The sequence below is a fragment of the Paeniroseomonas aquatica genome (assembly GCF_030409335.1).
GTDB lineage: Bacteria > Pseudomonadota > Alphaproteobacteria > Acetobacterales > Acetobacteraceae > Belnapia > Belnapia aquatica.
This window is the reverse complement of the sequence record NZ_JAUFPN010000279.1, coordinates 1-3,750: the sequence shown is the minus strand read 5'-3', so window position 1 is coordinate 3,750 and position 3,750 is coordinate 1. Positions and strand designations below refer to the sequence as shown.

Below are 3,750 nucleotides of genomic sequence, written 5' to 3'. Positions count from 1 at the left end.
GCCGCGAGGCCGGCGGCCGGCGCGGCCTCGGGCCGGGGGTCCGCGGCGGGCGCCGCGGGCTGGAGCGGGCGGCGGACCGGGGTGTTGCCGAAATTCCGGTAGCGGATCCCAGGCGCCTTGAGCGCTGCAGCTACCCTGGCGACATCGGGGTCTTGCGCCATCTCAAATAAGTTCCCTGCTTTAGGGAATCAACATGCCGCGATTTCTCCGGAAACGGAATGGGTTTTCGTCACGAATGCGCAATTTAAGCGGCTGTGGTTAACGCGGCGGCCCATGCGGCGCGCACCAGCAGGCCCAGCGCCGCCGAGTAGTAATCGGGCGCCTCCGCCACCAGGGGCAGGCTTTGCGCCGCCTGGGCGGCCGTCGCGCGCTGCAGCGCCGCCAGCCGGGACACCGCCACCATGCCCGGCGGGGCGGCATAGGGCGCGATGGCGTTGCTCGCCAGGTCGGCCCAGGCGGGCATGTAGCGGTGCGCCGGGTCCGTCCAGAATTGGCGCGCATGGCCGAGGGCCGGCTCGGCGCCCAGCCCGGCCCAGGCCAGGTAGAGCGGCACCCGCACCGCATCGTAGGAGAAGCGGGGCGGCCACCGCTGCGGCAGGCTGAGCGCGCCATTGGCCTTGCTCACCACCACCCAGTCCGGCGGCAGGCCCCAGCGGCCGAAGCGGCTGGACCGCAGCAGCATCAGGCCATCGGCCGCCATCCGCACCCAGGCCGGGTCCGGCACCGCCCGCGCCAGCGCGGCGAAGGCCGGGAAGACGTAGTAGGAGGGGTTGATGGTGGTCGATTCGAAGCGGTCGAAGCCGCGCGCCCCGGGCAGCAGGATGCTGTAGGCGCCCGCCCGCCGCACCAGCAGCCGCAGGATGTCCCGGCCGATGGCGCCGCCGAGCGCGCTGTAGTCCGGCACGCCCCAGCGCTCGCCGGCGTCGAGCAGCGCCCAGGCGATGCAGAGGTCGCCGTCGGTGGCGTTGTTGAGGTCGTCGACCGGCATCGCCGCATCCGGCCGGTACCGCCAGGCATGCAGCTCGTCCCGCGGCCGCCGCAGGGCACGCCGGGTCCAGCCGAGCAGGCGCTCGAAGCCGGGCCGGTCGTCCGCCCGGAGCGCGAAGAGCAGGCCCCAGCCCTGGCCCTCGGAATGGGAGACGCCGGCATTGCCGGTATCGACCACCCGCCCCTCCGGCGCCATGAAGCGGGCCTGGAAGGCCTGCCATTCCTGCCGGTCGAGGTCGGTGGTGGAGGCGGCCGCGGCCGGGGCGGCGCAGCACAGCCCGCCGAGGCCGCCGAGCAGCCCCCGACGGGTCGGCCCCCCCGGCCCGGTGGCGGCCGGAGCCGGAAACAGCAGCGGCACGGATGGCACGGCCCGACTGTCCTCCGGCGGCACGAGGGGGAACGATAGCGACACCGCAACAGGAATGCAACTCATGGTTGTTGTTTTGTCCGGTCGCGCACCCGGCCTGCGGCGGCCGGCCGGGACATGGGGGCTTGCCACCACGCCGCCGCCGCGTTCCCCTGCCGCCGCGCCAACCCGCGACGGGAAACCTCCAGATGACCAAGCTCGTGACCTTCACCGACGCCAAGGGGCCGCGCGTCGGCGCTGTCCTCGAGGACGGCCGCATCCTCGACCTCTCGGCCGCCGCGACCGGCGGCGCCCTGGCCGGCGCCACCCAGGACATGCTGGCGCTGATCGAGGCCGGCCCCGCCGCCCTCGCCGCGGTCAGGGCGCTCGCCGCCGCGCCGCCGCCCGCCGCCGTGCTGGCCGCCGGCAGCACCAGGCTGCTGGCGCCGATCCCCCGGCCGCGCCGCAACGTCTTCTGCGTCGGCCGCAACTACATGGACCACGTGGCCGAGGGCGACCGCACCCGCGGCATCACCAATTCCGAGCTGCCGAAATTCCCGCAGTTCTTCACCAAGGCGCCGGACACCGTCATCGCCCCGGACGACTGGATCCCGCCGCATACCGGCACGACGCAATGGCTGGACTACGAGGTCGAGCTGGCCGTCGTCATCGGCACCACCGGCGCCGACATCAGCCGGGAGGATGCGCTCGGCCACGTCTTCGGCTGGACCATCGGCAACGACGTCACCGGCCGCGACCTGCAGCGGCGCTACGGACAGTGGTTCAAGGGCAAGTCGCTCGACCGCTCCTGCCCGCTCGGCCCCTGGATCGTCCCGGCCGACGAGCTGGACGCGCTGAACACCGGCATCCGCTGCTTCGTCAACGGCGAGAAGCGCCAGGACAGCAATACCAGCAAGATGATCTTCGACGTGCGCGAGATCATCCACCAGCTCTCGATCGGCTTCACCCTGAACCCGGGCGACGTCATCATCAGCGGCACCCCGGAAGGCGTCGGCTATGCCATGGTGCCGCCGCAGACGCTGAAGCCGGGCGACGTGATCCGCTGCGAGATCGACGGCATCGGCACGCTCACCAATACCGTCCAGGCGGCGTAGCCCGGCCCCGCCCACGCGGCGGGCGATGCCGTCCGGACCTCCGAAGGAGACCTCCATGCAGGACCTGCTCGGCCTCGATGGACTCGCCCGCCCACCGCTCGCCGCCACGCCGCTGGTGCGGCGCGGCGTCGTCATGACCTCGCTGATGGTCGGCTTCACCCTGGCGGTGCCGGTCGCCGAGGCGCAGGTGATCCACACCGACGGCGCCGGGCTGAACGCCGGGGAGGTCCGCATCCCCGCCACCGGCGGCAGCCTGCCCGGCTATGCCGCCGCCCCGGCGGCGCCCGGCCGCTACCCGGTGGTGCTGGTGATCGAGGAGATCTTCGGCGTCCACGAGCACATCAAGGACCTCTGCCGCCGCCTGGCCAAGGCCGGCTACCTCGCGGTGGCGCCGGAGCTCTATGCCCGGCTCGGCGACCTCTCCACCATGACCGACGTCCCGACCATCATCCGGGACGTCATCAGCAAGGCCCCCGATGCGCAGCTGCTGGCCGACCTCGACAGCGCCGCCGCCTGGGCGACCGGCACCGGGCTGTCGGGCAGCCTGGGCGACCCGGCGAGGCTGGCGGTCACCGGCTTCTGCCGCGGCGGCCGCAACACCTGGCTCTATGCGGCGCACAACCCGGCGCTGAAGGTGGCGGTCGCCTGGTACGGGCCGGTCGGCGGCACCCCCAGCCCGATCCAGCCGCGCACCGCGGCCGATGCGGCGGCGGAGCTGAAGGCGCCGCTGCTCGGCCTCTATGGCGCGGCCGATACCGGCATCCCGGTGCCGGAGGTCGAGGCCGCCGTCGCCCGCGCCCGCGCCGCCGGCAAAACCGTGGAGCTGCGGGTCTATCCGGACACCCCGCACGGCTTCAACGCCGACTACCGCCCGAGCTACCGCAAGGCGGCGGCCGAGGATGCCTGGGCCCGGATGCTCGCCTGGTTCCGCGGCCACGGCGCGGGCTGAGCGCCTCCCCGAGGCCCCGCCGCCTCAGCCCTGGCGGAACCGCAGCAGCCGGTCGGTCGCCTCCTCGGGCGGCATGTCGAGCGCCGCCTCGGCCACGTCCCGGCCGAAGCCGGCCCGGGCCAGGGCGGCGAGGGCCTTCTGCCGGGCCTCCGGCGGCATCGCCTCGCCGGCCGCCGCCGCCCGGGCGAAGGGCCCGGTGCGGCGGCGGCGGCATTGCACCAGCCCGGCATCGAGCTCGGCCTCCCCGCTGGCGACCGCGCCCACCTCGGCCAGCGCCGCCGCCGCCGCCTCCCGCCCGACGCCCTTGGCCGCGAGATGCGCGGCGATCGCCCGGCGCGAGCGGCCGCCGCGGG

Annotated in this window: 3 protein-coding genes and 1 pseudogene; 2 read left to right on the top strand and 2 right to left on the bottom strand. The window is 74.4% G+C overall.

The annotated features are described in order from the left end of the window. Positions 1-244 precede the first annotated feature (244 nt). A complete protein-coding gene (locus QWZ14_RS29440) occupies positions 245-1,354 on the bottom strand; it encodes a glycosyl hydrolase family 8 (RefSeq protein ID WP_290320630.1) in 1,110 nt (369 codons plus the stop codon). 188 nt (positions 1,355-1,542) lie between these two features. Between QWZ14_RS29440 and QWZ14_RS29435 the strand changes: the two genes are divergently transcribed. Beyond that, entirely contained in the window at positions 1,543-2,448 is a 906-nt protein-coding gene (locus QWZ14_RS29435; protein WP_290320629.1) for a fumarylacetoacetate hydrolase family protein, read from the top strand. Positions 2,449-2,503: 55 nt separating this feature from the next. Then, positions 2,504-3,397 (top strand): dienelactone hydrolase family protein, encoded by an 894-nt coding sequence (locus tag QWZ14_RS29430; RefSeq protein ID WP_290320628.1) that lies wholly within the window; start codon positions 2,504-2,506, stop codon positions 3,395-3,397. A 24-nt stretch (positions 3,398-3,421) separates the two neighbouring features. On the opposite strand, the pseudogene QWZ14_RS29425 reads toward QWZ14_RS29430, so the two are convergent. Further along, positions 3,422-3,750 (bottom strand): annotated as a pseudogene (locus tag QWZ14_RS29425) (RecX family transcriptional regulator); the annotation flags it as partial.

What these genes read in the sequence shown, in the direction of transcription:
- QWZ14_RS29435 (WP_290320629.1), top strand. Translation starts at nt 1,543, where the DNA reads ATGACCAAGCTCGTGACCTTCACCGACGCCAAGGGGCCGCGCGTCGGC.
- QWZ14_RS29430 (WP_290320628.1), top strand. Translation starts at nt 2,504, where the DNA reads ATGCAGGACCTGCTCGGCCTCGATGGACTCGCCCGCCCACCGCTCGCC.